Source organism: Frigoribacterium sp. 9N (genome assembly GCF_902506305.1).
Lineage (GTDB): Bacteria > Actinomycetota > Actinomycetes > Actinomycetales > Microbacteriaceae > Frigoribacterium.
Genome location: NZ_LR733392.1, coordinates 1,057,677 through 1,073,639, shown reverse-complemented (window position 1 = coordinate 1,073,639; position 15,963 = coordinate 1,057,677). Strand labels below are relative to the sequence as shown.

At 69.2% G+C, this 15,963-nt stretch carries 14 protein-coding genes; 3 read left to right on the top strand and 11 right to left on the bottom strand.

What is annotated here, in order from left to right; all coding sequences use genetic code 11:
- Positions 1-3: 3 nt before the first annotated feature.
- The 10 genes from efp to ARTHRO9V_RS08025 form a co-directional block, all read right to left on the bottom strand.
- On the bottom strand, positions 4-567 hold the full coding sequence (gene efp / locus ARTHRO9V_RS08070) for an elongation factor P (RefSeq protein WP_043592746.1): 564 nt from the start codon (positions 565-567) through the stop codon (positions 4-6).
- 85 nt (positions 568-652) lie between these two features.
- On the bottom strand, positions 653-1,741 hold the full coding sequence (gene aroB / locus ARTHRO9V_RS08065; RefSeq protein ID WP_056045338.1) for a 3-dehydroquinate synthase: 1,089 nt from the start codon (positions 1,739-1,741) through the stop codon (positions 653-655).
- Entirely contained in the window at positions 1,738-2,217 is a 480-nt protein-coding gene (locus ARTHRO9V_RS08060) for a shikimate kinase (protein ID WP_159828566.1), read from the bottom strand. The genes aroB and ARTHRO9V_RS08060 overlap by 4 nt, the downstream gene beginning before the upstream one ends.
- 32 nt (positions 2,218-2,249) lie before the next feature.
- On the bottom strand, positions 2,250-3,455 hold the full coding sequence (aroC, locus tag ARTHRO9V_RS08055) for a chorismate synthase (protein WP_123570099.1): 1,206 nt from the start codon (positions 3,453-3,455) through the stop codon (positions 2,250-2,252).
- A 98-nt stretch (positions 3,456-3,553) separates the two neighbouring features.
- Positions 3,554-4,897 carry an endolytic transglycosylase MltG gene (mltG, locus tag ARTHRO9V_RS08050; RefSeq protein ID WP_159826552.1) on the bottom strand — a complete coding sequence of 448 codons (1,344 nt, stop codon included), beginning with the start codon at positions 4,895-4,897 and terminating at the stop codon, positions 3,554-3,556.
- Between the two features lie 3 nt (positions 4,898-4,900).
- On the bottom strand, positions 4,901-5,410 hold the full coding sequence (gene ruvX, locus ARTHRO9V_RS08045) for a Holliday junction resolvase RuvX (protein ID WP_159826550.1): 510 nt from the start codon (positions 5,408-5,410) through the stop codon (positions 4,901-4,903).
- A gap of 8 nt (positions 5,411-5,418) precedes the next feature.
- On the bottom strand, positions 5,419-8,091 hold the full coding sequence (alaS, locus tag ARTHRO9V_RS08040; RefSeq protein ID WP_056045351.1) for an alanine--tRNA ligase: 2,673 nt from the start codon (positions 8,089-8,091) through the stop codon (positions 5,419-5,421).
- A gap of 56 nt (positions 8,092-8,147) precedes the next feature.
- Entirely contained in the window at positions 8,148-8,339 is a 192-nt protein-coding gene (locus ARTHRO9V_RS08035; protein WP_056045353.1) for a hypothetical protein, read from the bottom strand.
- A gap of 123 nt (positions 8,340-8,462) precedes the next feature.
- Positions 8,463-9,092, bottom strand: a complete 630-nt coding sequence (rpsD, locus tag ARTHRO9V_RS08030) for a 30S ribosomal protein S4 (protein ID WP_043592736.1) — start codon at positions 9,090-9,092, stop codon at positions 8,463-8,465.
- 219 nt (positions 9,093-9,311) lie between these two features.
- On the bottom strand, positions 9,312-10,721 hold the full coding sequence (locus ARTHRO9V_RS08025) for a replication-associated recombination protein A (protein WP_123570102.1): 1,410 nt from the start codon (positions 10,719-10,721) through the stop codon (positions 9,312-9,314).
- 65 nt (positions 10,722-10,786) lie between these two features.
- Between ARTHRO9V_RS08025 and ARTHRO9V_RS08020 the strand changes: the two genes are divergently transcribed.
- The 3 genes from ARTHRO9V_RS08020 (at position 10,787) to ARTHRO9V_RS08010 (ending at position 13,641) form a co-directional block, all read left to right on the top strand.
- Complete coding sequence (locus ARTHRO9V_RS08020) at positions 10,787-11,578, top strand: peptidylprolyl isomerase (protein WP_159826548.1); 792 nt, start codon at positions 10,787-10,789, stop codon at positions 11,576-11,578.
- 89 nt (positions 11,579-11,667) lie between these two features.
- The gene (locus tag ARTHRO9V_RS08015) at positions 11,668-12,897 is read left to right on the top strand and encodes a DUF349 domain-containing protein (protein WP_159826546.1); all 1,230 of its coding nucleotides are present in this window, start codon (positions 11,668-11,670) and stop codon (positions 12,895-12,897) included.
- 102 nt (positions 12,898-12,999) lie between these two features.
- Positions 13,000-13,641, top strand: a complete 642-nt coding sequence (locus ARTHRO9V_RS08010; RefSeq protein WP_159826544.1) for a type IV toxin-antitoxin system AbiEi family antitoxin — start codon at positions 13,000-13,002, stop codon at positions 13,639-13,641.
- On the opposite strand, the gene ARTHRO9V_RS08005 is transcribed toward ARTHRO9V_RS08010, so the two are convergent.
- Complete coding sequence (locus tag ARTHRO9V_RS08005; RefSeq protein WP_235452715.1) at positions 13,620-15,764, bottom strand: bifunctional (p)ppGpp synthetase/guanosine-3',5'-bis(diphosphate) 3'-pyrophosphohydrolase; 2,145 nt, start codon at positions 15,762-15,764, stop codon at positions 13,620-13,622. The two genes, ARTHRO9V_RS08010 and ARTHRO9V_RS08005, sit on opposite strands and share 22 nt — an antisense overlap.
- Between the last annotated feature and the right edge of the window lie 199 nt (positions 15,765-15,963).

Genomic DNA, 15,963 nt, shown 5'->3' with positions numbered 1-15,963 from the left:
CGACTAGTCGTTGACGCGGCCGAGGTAGCCGCCGTCGCGGGTGTCGACCTTGACCTTGGTGCCGGTCTCGAGGAACAGCGGTACCTGGATCTCGTAGCCGGTCTCGACGGTGGCGGGCTTCGTCCCGCCGGTCGAGCGGTCGCCCTGGAGGCCGGGCTCGGTGTACGTGACCTCGAGGATGACCGAGGCGGGCAACTCGATGTACAGCGGGTCGCCGTCGTGCAGGGCCATCTGCACGTTCTGGTTCTCGAGCATGAAGTTCTTCGCGTCGCCGACGATCGTGGCGGGCACGTTGATCTGGTCGTAGTCGCTCGTGTCCATGAACACGTAGCCGTCGGCCTCGGCGTAGAGGTACGTGTACTCACGACGGTCCACGTTGGCGAAATCGATCTTGGTGCCCGCGTTGAACGTCTTGTCGACGACCTTGCCCGACATCACGTTCTTCATCTTGGTGCGGACGAACGCGCCACCCTTGCCCGGCTTGACGTGCTGGAACTCGATGACGTTCCAGAGTTGACCGTCGAGGTTGAGGACGGCACCGTTCTTGATGTCGTTGGTAGTCGCCATGCGCGGATGATCCGTTCGGGGTGGTGGGAGGTCGGCCGGAATCGGCCATCGTCGAGTGTAGCGGACGCCCCGAAGGGCCGAAGGGCTACGAACCGATCTCTTGGTACGCCGCGAAGAGCAGGCTCTGGTCGGGCCCCTGCAGCACGGTGGGCCGACCGATCTCGTCCAGGACGATGAAGCGCAACAGGCCCGCGCGGGCCTTCTTGTCCCGTTGCATGGTGGCGAGCAGGGTGTTCCAGCGCCCGAGCGGATACGACACGGGAAGGGTCAGCGACTCGAGGATGCGGCGATGACGGTCGACCGCCTCGTCGGACAGCCGGCCGGTCAGGCGGGCGAGTTCTGCGGCGAACACCATGCCCACCGACACCGCAGCCCCGTGGCGCCACTGGTAACGCTCGGCGTGTTCGACGGCGTGGCCGAGGGTGTGGCCGTAGTTCAGGATCTCGCGCAGGCCCTGCTCGGTGAGGTCTTCGCCCACGACGCGGGCCTTCAGCCCGATCGCCAGTTCGACCACCCGCCGGAACTCCGGCGTGGTCGGGTCGGTCGCCCGGTCGACGTCCGCCTCGACGATGTCGAGGATCTCAGGTTCGGCGATGAACCCGACCTTCACGACCTCGGCGAAGCCGGCGAGGATCTCGTTCTTCGAGAGCGTGTCGAGGTGGTCGAGGTCGGCGAGCACCGCCACCGGCGGGTGGAAGACACCGACGAGGTTCTTGCCCTCGGCCGTGTTCACTCCGGTCTTGCCGCCGACGCTCGCGTCGACGAGCCCCAGCACGCTGGTCGGCATCTGGACCAGCGGGACGCCTCGGAGCCAGGTGCCGGCGACGAAGCCGGCCAGGTCGGTGATCGCCCCGCCGCCGAGACCGATGACGGCGTCGGTGCGGGTGAAGTCGGCCTGGCCCAGCACCTGCCAGCAGAAGGCGGCGACCTCGACGCGCTTGGCGTCCTCGGCGTCGGGCACCTCGGCGATGAGGGCCTCGTAGCCGGCCGCCACGAGCGCGTCGCGGACCTCTCCGGCCTTGCGGCCCAAGGTGGGGGCGTGGACGATCAGCACCTTCTTGGTCTGCGGGTGCAGGACCGCCGGCAGGTGGCCGGTGAGGCCCCGACCGATCAGGACGTCGTACGGGGCGTCTCCCCCGACGTGGATGGTGGTGGTGTCGGTCGCGTCGGTCATGCGGTGCCTCTCTCGGAGTCGAGCCAGGTCTCGATGTCGTCGACGACGGTCGAGACGGGTCGGTGGGACGTGTCGAACACGGCGGACGCCAGTGCCCGGTAGACCGGATCGCGCTCGGCGGCGATGGCTCGCCAGGCCTCGATCCCGCCCCTCTGCAGCAGCGGCCGGGTGCTCCCGGCCAGCCTCGACTCGACGGCCTCCGCCGTCACGGTCAGCAGGACGACGGGCAACCCGGACAAGGAGGCGCGAGTGCGTTCGTCGAGGACGGCTCCCCCGCCCAGCGACACCACCCCGTCGCCGGTCAGGGCCTCGAGCACGGCCTCGTGTTCGAGTGCCCGGAAGTGGGCCTCGCCGTGACGGTCGAACAGGTCGGCGATGGGCCCGTGCCGCCGGACGACGAGACGGTCGCTGTCGACGAACGGGACGCCGAGACGACGGGAGAGCTTCTTGCCGATGCTCGTCTTGCCCGCCCCCATGGGCCCGATCAGGACGACCGGCCGCGCGACCGTCACTCGGCGGCGGACGCCGGCTGAGTCCGCAGGTTCTCGGGGATGGCGTCGAGGTAGCCCCGCAGGTTGCGCGCCGTCTCGCCCAGCGAGTCGCCGCCGAACTTCTCCAAGATCGAGTTCGCGAGGACGAGGGCGACCATCGACTCGGCGACGACGCCGGCGGCCGGGACCGCGCAGACGTCCGAGCGCTGGTGGTGCGCCTTGCTCTCTTCGCCGCTCGTGACGTCGACGGTGGCCAGCGCCCGGGGCACGGTCGCGATGGGCTTCATGCCGGCACGCACGCGGAGGACCGTGCCGGTGCTCATGCCCCCCTCGGTGCCGCCGGCTCTGTCGGTGTCACGCGAGATGACCCCTCCCGTGCGGTGGAGCTCGTCGTGGGCGACGGAACCGCGCCTCCGGGTGGTCTCGAAGCCGTCGCCGACCTCGACTCCCTTGATCGCCTGGATGCCCATCAACGCGGCGGCCAGCTGCGAGTCGAGACGGCGGTCCCACTGGACGTGCGAACCGAGCCCGGGCGGCACCCCGTAGGCGAGCACCTCGACGACGCCGCCCAGGGTGTCGCCGTCTTTCTTGGCGGCCTCGACCTCGTCGACCATGAGGGCGCTGGTCGCCTGGTCGAAGCAGCGCAACGGGTCGTCGTCGAGACGGTCCACGTCCGTCGGGACGGGCACCGGGCTGCCGTCGGGCACGCGCACGGGCCCGATCGACAGGGTGTGGCTGACGAGCTCGATGCCGAGCTCGGCGAGGAACGACCGGGCGACGGCTCCGAGCGCGACGCGCGCTGCCGTCTCGCGTGCGCTCGCCCGCTCGAGGATGGGACGGGCCTCGTCGAAGTCGTACTTCTGCATGCCGACGAGGTCGGCGTGGCCGGGACGGGGTCGGGTGAGGGGTGCGCTCCGCCCCCGGGAGGCCTCACTCACCTCGACGGGCTCGGGGTTCATCACCTCGACCCACTTCGGCCATTCGGTGTTGCCGATCCGCAGGGCCACGGGGCTGCCCATGGTCAAACCGTGACGGACGCCGCCCGAGATGTTGAGTTCGTCCTGCTCGAACTTCATGCGGGAACCGCGGCCGTAGCCCAGTTTGCGTCGGGCGAGGTCGGCACGGATCGCGTCGAGCGACACCGGCACGCCGGCCGGCAGCCCTTCGAGGACGGCGACGAGCTCGGGCCCGTGAGATTCTCCAGCGGTCAACCAACGAAGCATGGTGTCGATCTTCCCACAGAGAGAGGGGCCGACCGACCGTGTGACGGTCGATCGGCCCCTCGGGACCGGTGGGTCTGCCCAGGGGTCCCGTGGGTCGGTCACTGGTACTCGGGGTGCTCCCGCATCCAGGCCTGCCACTGCTTGACCGCGGCCTGGTGCTCCGCGAACGTGGTCGAGAACGCCGTCTCGCCCGAGTCGAGATCGACCGTGACGAAGTAGAGCCAGGTCCCGTCGGCCGGCTTGAGGGCGGCGTTCAGGGCGAGATCACCGGGGTTCGAGATCGGCCCGACCGGCAGACCCTCGTGGACGTAGGTGTTGTAGGCGTTGTTTGCGTCACCGCGCTCTTCGTCGGTCGTCGTGACCCGGTGGGTGTTGCCGGTGCCGTAGGCCACCGTCGCGTCGGACTGGAGGAGCATGCCCTGGTCGAGACGGTTCTGGAAGACCCGCGCGACCTTCGGGTAGTCGTCGGCCAGACCGGCCTCTTTCTGGACGAGCGACGCGAAGACGATGGTCTTCTGGTAGTCGGCGGGCTGTGCGCCGGCGGACTGCAGGTGCTGGGTCATGGTCGTCACCATGTCCTGCAGGTAGTCGTGGGCGGTCTTGCCCGGGTCGAGTTCGTAGGTCGCCGGGAAGAGCCATCCCTCGAGGCTCGTGGCCTCGGCGGGCAGCCCGAACGTCGTGTAGTCCGCAGCGGCGGCCTGGACGTCGGCGATGGGGATCGACGTCGCGGTGGCCAGGAGTTCGTAGACGTCCGCCGCCACGGTCCCCTCGGGGATGACGACCTTGTTGGTGATGCGGTTGGCGCTGTCCTGCAGTGCATCGAGGGCCGACTGGGCGCTCATCTGCTGCTGCAGGGTGTAGGTGCCCGGTTGGAAAGTCATCGACGGGTTGGACAGGAGGAGCGAGTAGGCCGACTCGTAGCTCTGCGTGACGCCCGCGTCCGCGAGGTTCTGCGCGATGTCGGAGCCGACCTGACCTGAGACGATGGCGAACTCGACGGGCGTGCCGTTCCCGCTGCCGGCGTAGTCGGCCGGTTCGTCGTCACCCGTGAACTTGGCGATCAGGGGCTGCACCTGCCCCCAGGCGGCGGCGACGCCGGCGGTTCCGCCGGCCAGGACGAGCACGAGGATGGACGCGAGGACGATCGGGCCCTTCTTGGAACGCCGTTCGCGCGGTTCGCGCGTCGTGCGTCCGCGGGGGCGGTCCCCCCCACCGTCGGAGGGGGGAACGACGGCGGGTTCGGCCTGTCGCTCGCGCTCACGCTGTTCGCGGCGGGACATGGCGGGGGCGTCGACGTGGGTGCTGCGGCGGAGGGGTGCACCGTCGGCGTCGCCCGGTCGACCATCACCCGGATCACCCCGTCGTCGTCCGGAGGTGTCGGCAGGGCGGTCGTTCTGGGGTTGGGACGCGAAGATGTCGTCCCAGTCGGGTTCGTCGGCCACGAATCACTGTCTCTCGTCGGTGGCGGGTGCGGCACCGTCGCCGCTCGCCTCTCGGGTCACGTCGACCATCCGCCCGGGCGGTCGACCGCTCGAGCGCTCGAGGTCGAGCGCGTGCTGGACGATGATAACAGCGGCCACTTGGTCGATGACGGACCGCTGGCTCCTGCCCTTCCGGCCCGAGGCCCGGAGGGCGCCCTGGGCGCTCACGGTCGACAAGCGCTCGTCGACGAGGCGCACGGGCACGGCCACGGCCCGGGCGACGGCCGCGGCGAAGTCCCGGGCGTCCTGGGTGGAGGCCGTGTCGCGACCCGAGAGGGCGATGGGCAGCCCGACGATCACCTCGAGCGCGTCGAGTCCGACGACGAGGTCCCGGACGGCACCGATGTCGGCCACGCCGTCGGCCGAACGCGCCAGCGTCTCGACCGGGGTGGCGAGCAGACCGTCGGGATCGGTGCGGGCGACACCGACCCGGGCCTTGCCCACGTCGATGCCGATCCGGACTCCGCGCCGCACGAGCGTCCTCAGGACCCGAGCTCGGCGACGATGCCGGCCAGCGCGGTGGGGATGGCCGAGACGTCGGATCCGCCGCCCTGGGCGAGGTCGTCCTTGCCGCCGCCCCCGCCACCGAGAGCTGCGGCGGCGCCCTTGGCGAGACGGCCGGCCTTGACGCCGGCCTGGCGCGCGCCGTCCGTGGTGGCCACGATCACGGCGGGCTTGCCCGCGACGTCGGCTGCCAGGGCGACGACGGAGGCGCTGGACGCGCCCAGGCGTTCGCGGACCGACAGGGCGAGCGACCGCAGGTCGTCGGTCGAAGCGAGCGACCCGACCGATTCGGCGACGACCGTGAGGTCGCCGATCCGACTCGCCGTCTCGGCCAGCGCCGGGACGCGGGTGGCGAGGCGGGCGGACTCGAACTCGGCGATCTTCTTCTCTGCCGTCCGGAGGCTCGTGACCAGGTCGCCGATGCGGTCGGCCAGCTGATCACGGGGAGTCTTGAGCGACGAGGTCAGTTGGGACACGAGAGCCCGCTCGGCGGCGAAGTCACGGAATGCGTCCATGCCGACGAGGGACTCGACGCGGCGGTTGGTCGACCCCACCGAGCTCTCGCTGACGAGGTTGATGAGGCCGACCTGCGAGCTGGTCGAGACATGGGTGCCCGCGCAGAGCTCGCGCGACCAGGGACCACCGATGTCGACCATGCGGACCGTCTCGCCGTACTTCTCACCGAACAGCGCCATGGCGCCCAGCGCGCGGGCGTCGTCGAGGGGCATCTCGCGGGTGACGACCTGCAGGTCGTCGCGGATGGCGTTGTTCGCGATCTCCTCGATCTCGGAGCGTGTCTGCGGGCTCAGCGCCTGGTTCCAGTTGAAGTCGAGCCGCATGTATCCGGCCTTGTTGTACGACCCCGCCTGGTGCGCCTCCGGGCCGAGCACCTCCCGGAGGGCGGCGTGGATCAGGTGCGTCGCCGAATGCGCCTGCGTCGCGCCGCGGCGGTAGGCCGGGTCGACCACGCTGGTCGCCGTGTCGCCGACCCCCACCTCGCCGGACGTCACCTGGACGCGGTGGCTGATCAGCCCCTTGACGGGCTTCTGCACGTCGAGGACCTCGAGGTCGAAGCCCACGCCGACGATGCGGCCCGAGTCGGCTTCCTGACCGCCGGACTCGGCGTACAGGGAGGTCTCGGCGAGGATCACCTCGGCGATGTCACCCGCCACGGCCCGGTCGACGTCGGCCCCGTCGACGATCAGGCCCAGCACGCGCGTCTCGGTGTCGAGCTCGTCGTAGCCGGTGAAGACCGTCTCGCCCTGGGCCCGGAACGCGCTGTAGACGCTCAGGTCGGCCAGGGCCACCTTCCGGGACTTGGCATCGGCCTTCGCCCGGGCACGCTGCTCGGACATGAGTCGGTCGAATGCCTCGCGATCGACCGTCAGACCGCTCTCCTCCGCGATCTCGAGCGTCAGGTCGATGGGGAACCCGAAGGTGTCGTGCAGGAGGAACGCCGTGTCGCCCTGCAGCTGCGGGGTCGTGCCCGCCGAGGCACGCTGCTTCGTGTCGTCGACGGCGATGTCGAGGATGTTCGTCCCGGCGGCCAGGGTGCGGAGGAAGGTCTCCTCCTCGGCGTAGGCCAGGCGCGAGATGCGTTCGTAGTCGGTCTCGACCTCGGGGTAGGCGGCCTTCATCGCGTCGCGGGACTCGGGGAAGAGCGAGGGGAACGTGGGGCCGTCGACGCCGAGCAAGCGCATCGACCGGACCGTGCGGCGCAGGAGGCGGCGGAGGATGTAGCCCCGACCCTCGTTGGACGGGCGGACCCCGTCGGACATCAACATGAGCGAGCTGCGGACGTGGTCGGCGATGACCCGCATCCGCACGTCGTCGTCGTGGACGGCTCCGTAGCGCCGTCCCGACAGCTCGGCGGCCTTGTCGAGGACGGGGCGCACCTGGTCGATCTCGTACATGTTGTCGACGCCCTGCTTGAGGAACGCCACGCGCTCGAGACCCATGCCGGTGTCGATGTTCTTGTTCGGCAGCTCGCGGACGATGTCGAAGTCGACCTTCGAGCGCACGTTCTCGATCTGGTACTGCATGAACACGAGGTTCCAGATCTCGACGTAACGGTCGTCGTCCGTCGCCGGGCCACCGTCGGCACCGTAGGCGGGACCACGGTCGAAGAAGATCTCCGAGCACGGACCTGCGGGCCCCGGCTGGCCGGTGTGCCAGTAGTTGGAGTCCTTGCCGAGTCGCTGGATGCGCTCGTCGGGCAGACCGGCGACCTTCTTCCAGAGGGCGATGGCCTCGTCGTCCTCTTCGTACACCGTCACCCAGAGGTCGTCGGGCGAGAACGCGAGTCCTCCGTCGGCCTCGCTCGAGGTCAGGAGCTCCCAGGCGTAGCCGATCGCCTCTTCCTTGAAGTAGTCGCCGAACGAGAAGTTGCCGTTCATCTGGAAGAACGTGCCGTGCCGCGGCGTCTTGCCGACCTCTTCGATGTCGTTGGTGCGGATGCACTTCTGGACGCTGGTGGCACGCGGGTACGGCGTCGGGACGAGCCCCGTGAGGTACGGGATGAACGGGACCATGCCCGCGACCGTGAAGAGCAGGCTGGGGTCGTCACTGACCAGGGACGCGGACGGGACGACGGTGTGGCCCCGATCGCCGAAGTAGTCGAGCCAACGGCGGCGGATTTCGGCGGTCTGCATGGTTCTCCCGAGGGTGGGTTGGTCGTGTGTCAGGACGAGGAGGCGCGGCGGCGCACTCAGGACTCGTCGCGGTCGGAACGCAGTTCGGCTTCGCGGGCCTTGTAACCGTCTACCACGGCGGCACGGAACGACTTCACGTTGCCGTCGAGGTCGCCGAAGAACTGCTGACCCCGAGATGTCTTGTTGAACTGGTGGGCGACGGCGAAGCCGCCGACGACACCGACGGCGAGCAGGAACAGGCTCTTCACGGGGACTCCTCTTGGGGCTGGTGCCGCGACGTGCGAGCGCGACGACTCGACAGCTTACCCGGCCCCGGGAACGCGAAAGGAGCGGGCCACGACCGTGGCCCGCTCCTGACGGGGTGACGAGTTCTAGCGCGCGGCGTAGTACTCGACGACGAGCTGGACCTCGCAGGTCACCGGGACCTCGACGCGCTTCGGGCGACGCACGAGGCGGGCCTGCAGCTTGTCGATCTCGACCTCGAGGTAACCGGGCACCTTGGGCAGCAGGTCGACGTGACCGCCGGCCGCGGCGACCTGGAAGGGCTCGGTCTTCTCGCTGCGCTCCTTGACGTGGATCATCTGACCCGGCTTGACGCGGAACGAGGGGCGGTCGACGAGCTTGCCGTCCACCAGGATGTGGCGGTGGACGACCATCTGACGGGCCTGGGCCGTCGTGCGGGCGAAGCCGGCACGGAGGACGAGGGCGTCGAGACGGGTCTCGAGGAGCTCGACCAGGTTCTCACCGGTCAGGCCCGAAGCCTTGCGGGCCTCGTTGAAGACGATCTTGAGCTGGGCCTCGCGGATGCCGTACTGGGCGCGCAGGCGCTGCTTCTCACGCAGACGGACGGCGTAGTCGCTGTCGGTCTTGCGCTTGGTGCGGCCGTGCTCGCCGGGAGCGTAGGGGCGCTTCTCGAGGTAACGAGCAGCCTTCGGGGTCAGGGCGATGCCGAGGGCACGCGAGAGACGGGTCTTGCTGCGGGTACGTGACTTGGTGGACACTTGTTCCTTTTTCTTGTCGGTGGTTCGTCAGGGACCGCCCCAGCGCGCGAGCGCCGGGCGGCGTAACAAGAGGGGTGAGTGCCGCGGTGGCGACCGGCTACAGGTCGTCGCACCTTGATCGGGTCGTCGTCAGCAGCCGCGCGTCGACGCCCGAGAACAGGCAACCCCCCGAGCATACAGGAGCCCGGGCGCCGATGCGAGCAGCCGGCGGTCGTGGCGTCAGTGCCCCCGGGTGATCCGGCGCAGCTTCTCGAGACGGGCCGCCACGTCGCGTTCGTTGCCGTTGGCGGTGGGATCGTAGTACTCGTGGCCGACGAGTTCGTCGGGGAGGTACTGCTGCTCGACCACCCCGAACTCGGAGTCGTGGGCGTAGCGGTAGCCCTTCCCGTGGCCGAGGCGTCGTGCCCCGGGGTAATGGGCGTCGCGCAGGTGCTTGGGCACGCGGCCCGCCTTGCCGGCCCGGACGTCCGCGATCGCGGCGTCGAGGGCGGAGTAGGACCGGTTCGACTTGGGTGCGGTCGCCAGGTAGACGACGGCCTCGGCCATCGGGATGCGTCCCTCGGGCATGCCGATCATCTGCACGGCGGTCGCGGCCGAGACCGCGACGGTGAGTGCGTTCGGATCGGCCATGCCGATGTCCTCACCGGCCGACACGATGATCCGACGGCAGATGAAGCGGGGGTCCTCACCCGCCTCGATCATGCGGGCGAGGTAATGGAGCGACGCGTCGACGTCGGACCCCCGGATGGACTTGATGAAGGCGCTGATGACGTCGTAGTGCTCGTCGCCGTTGCGGTCGTACCGCAGCAACGCCCGGTCGACCGACTGGGCGACGATCTCGGACGTGATCGTCGGACGGTCGTCGTCGGGATCGTTCTCGTCGTACTCGGCGTCGGGGTCGAAGTCGGCGTCGGACGCGTCGTCGGCCGAGGCCGTCGGCACCGCGTCGGCCTCGAGCTTCGTGGCCCACGCCGACTGGGCGGACGCCTCGAGGGCCGTGAGCGCACGTCGGGCGTCACCGGAGGCCAGTCGGACGATGGTGGCCAGGGCTTCGTCGTCGAGGCGCACGGATCCGTCGAGACCGCGGGGGTCGCCGACCGCCCGCTGGACCAACTGGGCCAGGTCGTCGTCGCTGAGCTGTTCGAGCGTCAGCAGGAGCGAACGGGACAGCAGGGGCGTGATGACCGAGAAGGACGGGTTCTCGGTGGTGGCGGCGATGAGGATGACCCAGCCGTTCTCGACGCCGGGCAGCAGGGCGTCCTGCTGCGCCTTGGTGAAGCGATGGATCTCGTCGAGGAAGAGCACGGTCGTCGTGCCGTAGAGGTCACGGTTCGACAGGGCCTTCTCCATCACCTGTCGGACGTCCTTGACTCCCGCGGTCACGGCTGACAGCTCGATGAACTGTCGGCCGGAGCTGCGGGCGATGGCCTGGGCGAGGGTGGTCTTCCCCGTACCCGGCGGACCCCAGAGGATGACGGAGACGGCCCCCTGGTCGGCACCCGTGTCGGACGCCAGGGTGACCAGAGGCGAGCCGGGCCGCAAGAGGTGCCGTTGACCGGCGACCTCGTCGAGGGTGGTGGGACGCATGCGGACCGCGAGAGGGGTCGAGCTCTGCGGGAGCGGGCTCATGGTGACCCATGCTAGACCGGCCCTCCGATACAGTGCAGGCTGGACATCACCGAGCTGGAGGACCCGTGGCACCGAGCAAGAACCCGGACCGTGAGAGCCGGGACCGGCTCCGCAGGTACACCGCTCGTCAGCAGGTGCACGCGACGCAGGTCGCCCGACGCCGTCGGGACAACGTCCTCGCCGTGACCGCCGTCGTGGTCGTGGTCGGAGTCGCGGCCGTGTCCCAGGTGTTCTGGTCGACCAGCGGTCCCGGTGCCCCCGCGGCGGCTCCGTCTGACGCGCCCAGCGCCTCCTCGACGCCCGCCGCCGGCGAGAACGTCGGGGACGTGCCCAGCGAGGCGATCGCCGACGGCCGCTCCTGGACGGGCGGCCTCACGCTCAACGACGGCGTCGAGCTCGGGATCGAACTGGACGGGGCGAAGGCCCCGCAGGCGTCGAGCGTCGTCATCGACCTCATCCAGATGGGCTTCTACACGGGGACGACCTGCCATCGCATGAGCGACGCCGCGACGGCGAAGTTCATCCAGTGCGGGTCCGCCAACGGCGACGGGACGGGCGACGCCGGTTTCACCTTCGGCCCACTCGAGAACGTCCCGTCGGACGGCGTGTACCCGACGGGGACGATCGCCATGGCTCGGAGCACCGACCCGTACTCGCAGTCGACGCAGTTCTTCATCACCTACGGCGACACCACCCTCGACGGCTCGACGGGTGGTTACACCGTGGTCGGACGCGTCACGAGCGGACTCGACCAGCTCGAGGCGCAGATCACGGACGCGGGCCTGACTCCCGGTACGAGCGAGACCGACGGCGCTCCCGTCGTGCCGACGACGATCACGGGCGCGACCATCGAGTAGTCCGCCGCGGTCCGCTGTGCAATAGGCTGAGCACCCATCGTGGTGGCCTGTCCTGGTCCCGCGACGAGCACGTTCAGCAAGGGATAAAAGTGGCTACTGACGATCAGGCACCCTGGGGCCGCGTCGCCGACGACGGCACGGTCTACGTCCGCGAGGGCGACGGCGAACGCGCCGTGGGGCAGTACCCCGACGCGACGCCCGCCGAGGCTCTCGCGTACTACGAACGCAAGTTCATCGAACTCGCCGGGCAGGTGACGTTGCTCGAGCAGCGCATCAAGCGCGGCGCATCGGCGGGCGACGTCGTCAAGACGGTCACCCACCTGCGCGAGCAGCTCGTCGAACCGAGCGCGGTCGGGGATCTCGAGGCCCTGCGCCTTCGGGTGTCGGCACTCGACTCCACGGTCGACGAGCTGACGCAACAGCAGAGCGCCGAGGCACAGAAGGCCCTCACCGAAGCGGTCGCCTACCGCACCGCTCTCGTCACGGAGGCCGAGGCCCTGGCGGCCCAGGACCCCGCCCGCGTCCAGTGGAAGCAGGTCACGGCCACCCTCGACGACATCTTCGCCCGGTGGCAGAAGCATCAACAGGACGGTCCTCGCATCCCGAAGGGCGAGGGCAACGACCTCTGGAAACGATTCCGTGCTGCGCGCACCACCATCGACCAGCACCGCAAGGCCTTCTACGCCGAACTCGACGCGACCCACCGTGACGCTCGTCAGCGCAAGCAAGCCCTCGTCGAATCGGCCGAGGCCCTGGCGCCGAAGGGTGTCGACGGCATCTCGGCCTACCGGGGGCTGCTCGACGACTGGAAGCGCGCCGGCCGTGCCGGGAAGAAGCACGACGACGCCCTCTGGGCGAAGTTCAAGCGTGCAGGCGACGTCCTCTACGCAGCCAAGTCCGAGGTCGTCGCGCAGGACACCGCCGAGTACGAGGGCAACCTCGAACAGAAACTCGAGCTGCTCACCGAGGCCGAGAAGATCCTGACGGTCACGGACCGGGTCCCGGCGCGCGAGGCCCTCACCTCGATCCAGCTGCGATGGGACGAGATCGGTCGCGTTCCTCGCGAGCAGGTCCGGGTGGTCGAGGATCGCCTCCGCAAGGTCGAGTCCCACGTGCGTCAGCTCGACGAGCAGTTCTGGGAGAAGAACAACCCCGAACGCCAGGCACGGTCCCAGGGGCTCGCGAGCCAACTGCACGACGCCATCAGCAAGCTCGAGGACGAACTCGCGACGGCCGAGGCCAGCGGCGACGCTCGTCGTGTCAGAGAGGCTCGTGAAGCTCTGGACGCCCGGAAGGTCTGGCTCGACGCCCTGGGCTGACCGTCAGGGGCCGACCGCCCACCGACGTCGCGAACCGTCCGATTCTCCACAGGGAGGGCCGGGCGGTTCGTCGTCGTCGGCAGGGTCGGCCAGGCTGGGTGCATGCCTGCTCGTCTCCCCCTGGTCCTGACCCACGACGACCTGCCCGAACCCGAACTGCGTGCGGCTGCACTGGACGGGCAGGTCTACGCGGTCGGTGGCTCGTGGCGCAGCGTCGCCGAGATCGACGACGCCGGGGGCCGGGCGATCGCGATCGGGATCGCCCTCGGCGCCGGAGTCGTCGCGGCCGAACGGAGTGCCGCCTGGGTCTGGGGTGCCCGAGGCCCGGCACCACTCCCCCACTCGGGTCTGGTGGTGTCGCCGGCGCGGGTGAAGCATCGTGGTCGGGGTTCGATCGTCCGACAGGTCGTCATCGACGAGGGCGAGATCGTCACCGTCCATGGTGTGGCCGTCACCACACCGGCCCGGACCGTCGTCGACCTCGCTCGCTGTGAGGGCTGGGCGTCTGAGGACGAGACGGCCGCGCGGGACGTCGCGTCTCAGCAGGGCGTGACGTACGCCGACGCGATCGCCGTCCTCGATCGACGTGGACGGCTCCCCCACCGAACGCGGACCGTGGAGCGACTCGATCGAGTCTGTCCAGTCGTCGCCGACGCGGCCCGCGCCGATGACGAGGTGCGACGAGACGCAGGCCCACCCGGTCGGTCGGCGGAGGCAGCGTCTCAGCCGGCGCTGACCCGGTAGACGTCGTACACGGCGTCGATGCGTCGGACCGCGTTCAGGACGCGATCGAGGTGGGTGGTGTCCCCCATCTCGAACACGAAGCGGCTGAGGGCCAGGCGTTCGTCAGAGGTCGAGACGCTCGCCGACAGGATGTTGACGTGGTGCTCGCTCAGGACCCGGGTGACGTCCGACAGCAATCCGCTGCGATCGAGGGCCTCGATCTGGATCTGCACCATGAACACGCTCTTGGACGAGGGAGCCCATTCGACCTCGATCATCCGCTCGGGCTCTTTCAACAGGCCCTGGACGTTGTGGCAGTTCGCCTGGTGGACGCTGACGCCCTGGCCTCGGGTCACGAATCCGACGATCTGGTCGCCCGGCACGGGAGTGCAGCACTTGGCGAGTTTCACCAGGATGTCCGGGGCCCCTCGGACCAGCACGCCCGAGTCGCTGTTGCGCAACGGCCGTGCTCGACCTTGGCTGGGGAACTCGAACTCGCCTTCGTCGACCTCGGTCTGCGTGTGGACCGCGGCGAGGATCTTCTCGATGACGGACTGGGTCGAGATGTGGCCCTCGCCGACGGCCGCGTAGAGACTCGACACGTCGTCGTACCGCATGGTGGCGGCGACTTCGGCGATGCTGTCCTGTGTCATCAGCTTCTGGAGCGGCAGGTTCTGCTTCCGCATGGCACGGGCGATGGCGTCCTTGCCCTGCTCCATGGCCTCGTCGCGGCGTTCTTTCGTGAACCACTGCCTGATCTTGTTCCGGGCGCGGGGGCTCTTGACGAAGGCGAGCCAGTCCTGGCTCGGCCCCGAGTCGGGGTTCTTCGAGGTGAAGACCTCGACGACGTCGCCACTCGACAGGACGCTCTCGAGGGGCACGAGGCGACCGTTGACCTTGGCGCCCATCGTGCGGTGTCCGACCTCGGTGTGCACGGCGTAGGCGAAGTCGACCGGGGTCGCTCCCGACGGCAAGCCGATGACCTTGCCCTGGGGCGTGAAGACGTAGACCTCCTTCGCGCCGATCTCGAAACGGAGGCTGTCCAGGAACTCACTGGGGTCCGCCGTCTCGGCCTGCCAGTCCGAGATGTGGGCGAGCCAGGCCATGTCGGTCTCGGTCTTCGCTCCGCCCTGGTCGTCGCGCCCGCCGTTCATGCGCTGCTTGTACTTCCAGTGGGCGGCCACGCCGAACTCGGCCCGCTGGTGCATCTCGTGCGTGCGGATCTGGATCTCGACGGGTCGCCCCTTGGGACCGATCACGGTCGTGTGCAGCGACTGGTACAGGTTGAACTTCGGCGTGGCGATGTAGTCCTTGAAGCGGCCGGGGATCGGGTTCCACCGGGCGTGGATCGAGCCCAACACCGCGTAGCAGTCGCGGAGCGAGTTGACGAGGATGCGGATGCCGACGAGGTCGTAGATCTCGTCGAACTCCCGACCCCGGACGATCATCTTCTGGTAGATCGAGTAGTACTGCTTGGGCCGACCCATGACGTCGCCGCGGATCTTCGTCGACTTGAGGTCGGACTTGACGGCGTTGATGACGTTCTGCACGAACTGCTCGCGTTGCGGCGTGCGCTGTTTGACCAGGTTGTCGATCTCGACGTAGAGCTTGGGGTGGAGCACCGCGAACGAGAGGTCCTCGAGCTCCCATTTGATGGTCTGGATGCCGAGCCGGTGCGCCAGGGGGGCGTAGATCTCGAGGGTCTCGGTGGCCTTGCGGGTCGCTGACGCCGACTCGACGAAACCCCAGGTCCGAGCGTTGTGCAGCCGGTCGGCGAGCTTGATGACGAGGACCCGGATGTCTTTCGACATGGCCACGACCATCTTCCGGACGGTCTCGGCCTGAGCGCTGTCGCCGTACTTCAGCTTGTCGAGCTTGGTGACCCCGTCGACGAGCATCGCGATCTCGTCCCCGAAGTCGCGCTGCAGCATCGCCAGCGTGTAGTCGGTGTCCTCGACGGTGTCGTGCAGCAGTGCAGCCGCGACGGTCTTGGCGCCGATGCCCAGGTCGGCGAGGATCTGCGCCACCGCGACGGGATGGGTGATGTACGGTTCGCCGCTCTTGCGCAGTTGCCCCGTGTGCGCCTTCTCGGCCACCGAGTAGGCCCGCTCGATGATGACGATGTCGGCCTTGGGATGGTGCATGCGCACGGTCTTGATCAAGCGGTCGACGGCGCCCGCCGGTTGGCTGCGCGAGAAGAGTCGAGGCAGGAGCGTCCGCAACGAGGCCGTGTTCTGACCGCCGGGCGTCTCGGGCGGTGCGGAGTTGTTCCGTGTGGTGATCTCGGTCACGGCTGCACCTCGTTCTCTCGGGTCGGAGCGCCACCGCCGGCCGTCGTGGTCG